The following is a 3,111-nucleotide window of genomic DNA, read 5'->3' on the forward strand; positions in this document are numbered from 1 at the left end:
GCGAGGCGATCCTCGCCGCCTACGCCGCCGCCGGCCGCCACCCCTCCCGGCACACGGACGGCGCCGCCTTCGACCTGACCCGGGAGGACAAGGACCACCTCGCCTTCGGCCACGGCGTGCACTTCTGCCTCGGCGCCCCGCTCGGCCGCCTGGAGGGCCGCACCGCCCTGAGCAGGCTCTTCGAGCGCTTCCCCGACCTCGTCCTCGCCCCGGGCACCGAACTGCTGCCCGTCGAGTCGCTGATCTCCAACGGCCACCGCACCCTTCCCGTGCTGCTCCACGGGGCGTCCTGACGGCGGCTCGTGGGCGGCGCGATCGGCGGCGGCTCGCTCGGGGACGGCTCGCTCGGGGCCTGTGTGGGGCCGGACGTCAGAGCCTGGCGTCCGGCCCCGCCGTCGGACGGTCCCGCGCCAGGCCGCCGAGCGCCCGCCGGGCCTCCTCGGCCGAGGCGGTGTCACCGCCGAGCCGGGCCACCTCGGCCAGCGCCGCGCGGTGGGCCACCTCGTGGGCCCGGGCGGGGTCCGTCCCGGTGTCCGGGACCACGCCGGTGCCCTCCCAGTTGCCGCCCGACACCGGGTTGACCGAGCGGGCGACCGGGATGGTGGCCTCCAGGTGGGGGTGGAGGGTGAAGCCCCGGCGGGGGTTGGCGCCGCCGCCGGACACCTCGCCGATCACCACGGCGCGCCCGCGCTGCTGGAGGGTGTACGCGAGCTCCTCGCCGCCGGAGAAGGTGGCCGCGCTGATCAGGACGTAGACCGGCTTGGTGCCGCCGAAGCGCGGGCCGGGGAGCGGCGCGGGGCTCCAGAACTGGCGCTCGGAGTCGTCCTGCCGGTCGTAGAGGGTGTGGAGGTGCGTCGGCTCGTCGAAGAGGTGGCCGCAGACGTGGGCGCTCGTGTACGGGTCGCCGCCGACGCACTCGCGCAGGTCCAGGATCAGCGCCTCGGCCCGCGCGACCAGGGCGAGCGCGGCGTTCAGCGACTCCCCGGTCATGTCGAGCGGGAAGAGGATCGGGGCGAGCTTCAGCAGGGCCACACCGCCCGCGAGGCGCTCGATCCGGGGGACGCCGCCGAGGGAGAGGTCGGCGCCCCGGGCCAGCTCGGCGAGGAGGGCACCGTCCTCCTTCGCCGCCGGGACCGGGTCCGGGTGGAACTTCAGCCGCAGGTGACCGTCGCCGTTGACCGACTGGAGGTCCTCGGTGACCAGCCGGGCGAGCGTCTCGGCGTCCCCGGCCCGCTCGTAGCGGCCCTGGGACAGCGCCTCGTCGAGGACCCGGGCGATCCGCTCGCCGGTCTCGGGGAAGACGTAGAGCCCGGTCGTGAGCCGGCGCGCCTCGGCGACGATCCCGGTGATCTCGGCCGGCTGAAGCCGTGTCATGGGTGCCTCCCGCTGATGATGATCGATCTCGATGCGCCGAGTAGAGCACGCGGCTTGCGAAAGCGTCAAGAAAGTTGGACGCTTTACCCCATGGACGACCAGGGTCAGGACCAGGACCAGGAGCTCACCGTCGAGAGCCCGCGGCAGTACAAGGCGCTCTCCCACCCGCTGCGCCAACGGCTGCTGCTGGCGCTCGGCGGGCGCTCCGCGACGGTCGGCGAGCTGGCGGCGGCGGTGGACGGCCGCAAGAGCACGGTGGCGCACCACCTCAAGGTGCTGCAGGAGGCCGGTGTGGTCCGGATCGTGGAGACCCGGAAGGTGCGCGGCGGCGGCGAGCACGTCTACCGGCGCACCGCCCGGCGGATCACCGTGGCCGGACGGGACGCCGGACCGGCCACCGCGCTGCTGGGGGCGGTGGCCGAGGAGTGCGCGAAGGCGCCGGAGGAGCCGCTGATGGTGCTGCGGCACCTGCGGCTGACCGCCGACCAGGCCGCGCGCCTCGGCGCCGCCCTCCAGGCCCTGGTGAACGAGGCCACCGAGGCGCCGGAAGGCGAGCCCGTGCACGGCGTGCTGGTCGCGCTCTACGAACAGTCCGCGCCGCGCGCCTGACGGCCCCGCTCCCGGATGCCCGTGATCCGGGAGGTGGCCGGAGGCCTCAGCCGCCGGGGCGGGCCGGGGGCAGGACGGCGACGGTCAGCGGGAGGCGGCCGACCGGGAGGCGGGTGGTGCGGCCGTCGGCGGTGTCGACCAGGGTGAGGCCGTTCCAGCCGCCCTCGCGGGTGAAGCCGCCGGAGACGTAGGCGGTGCGGCCGTCTGGGGAGAGGGTGACGGTCTCGTGCGGGCCGTCGAGGGGGACGAGGCGTTCGCTGCCGTCGGGGGAGCGGATGGTGAGCGAGGGACCGGCGTCGGCGGCCGGGTCGATCGGGCCGGTGCCGACGGCGTAGAGGGTGCCGTCGGGGGCGGTGGTGGCGCCGTGCTGGTGGGTGTCGGCGGTCATCGGCTCGACGCTGACGCGGCCGGTGGAGGGGTCGACGACGGCGAGGCGCTCGCCCTCGAAGGGCAGCAGCAGCGCGCCGTCGGAGGGGCGGACGGCGGTGTAGTGGGGCTTGAGCCAGGAGCCGAGGCCGCCCTCGGTGCCGTACGGGGCGACCTCGATGCGGCGGGGCCGCCAGGTGGTGGTGGGGACGACGGTGACGTCGAAGGAGTCGTGGTCGGTGACGTAGACCTGGCCGCCGTCCGCGGAGACGTCCACGTCGAAGGGGCGGCGGCCGACCGGCACGACCTGGGTGACCTCGCGGGTGGCGGTGTCGACGACCTCCAGGGTGCCGTTGCCGCCCGGCACGTTGACACCGACGTAGACCCGGCCGCCGTCCGGGGAGAGGGCGAGGCCCATGCCGCCGCCCCGGTACTCGCCGGTGGCGACCGGGCCGGTGCGGGTGGTGTACGGGATCAGCGCGGTGCGGACGCGGGTGGCGGTGTCGACGGCGGCCACGCCCTCGGCGGTGGCCACCCAGGCGGTGCCGTCGGCGGCGACGGCGAGGCCGTACGGGGCGGTGCCGACGCGGACGGAGCCGAGGTCGGCGGCGGGGCCGGAGCGGGCCGGGTCGACGAAGGTGACGGTGTCCGCGCCGAAGTCGGTCACGAGGAGGGTGGGGGAGGGCGGGCCCGGAGTGGGGGCCGGCTCGGCGAGGGCGGGAGCGGCTGTGGTCGGGGATGGCGCGGAGGCCGGAGAAGTCG

The 3,111-nt window shown here is 76.1% G+C and carries 4 protein-coding genes; 2 read left to right on the top strand and 2 right to left on the bottom strand.

The genetic code is table 11. The features are described 5' to 3' along the window. Window positions 1–293 (top strand): cytochrome P450 (locus tag ABD308_RS27630; RefSeq protein WP_344339992.1); only part of this gene is annotated, 293 nt, incomplete at its 5' end. A gap of 76 nt (window positions 294–369) precedes the next feature. Here the strand turns inward: ABD308_RS27630 and ABD308_RS27635 are convergent. Next, window positions 370–1,374, bottom strand: coding sequence for a S41 family peptidase (locus ABD308_RS27635; RefSeq protein WP_344339994.1), 1,005 nt, complete (start codon window positions 1,372–1,374; stop codon window positions 370–372). 90 nt (window positions 1,375–1,464) lie between these two features. Between ABD308_RS27635 and ABD308_RS27640 the strand changes: the two genes are divergently transcribed. Further along, the gene (locus tag ABD308_RS27640) at window positions 1,465–1,983 is read left to right on the top strand and encodes an ArsR/SmtB family transcription factor (RefSeq protein WP_344339996.1); all 519 of its coding nucleotides are present in this window, start codon (window positions 1,465–1,467) and stop codon (window positions 1,981–1,983) included. 46 nt (window positions 1,984–2,029) lie between these two features. On the opposite strand, the gene ABD308_RS27645 is transcribed toward ABD308_RS27640, so the two are convergent. Then, on the bottom strand, window positions 2,030–3,111 hold a 1,082-nt coding region (locus tag ABD308_RS27645; protein ID WP_344339998.1), incomplete at its 5' end, for a YncE family protein.

Origin of the sequence: Kitasatospora putterlickiae (assembly GCF_039527695.1) — a bacterium.
Taxonomy (GTDB): Bacteria; Actinomycetota; Actinomycetes; order Streptomycetales; family Streptomycetaceae; genus Kitasatospora; species Kitasatospora putterlickiae.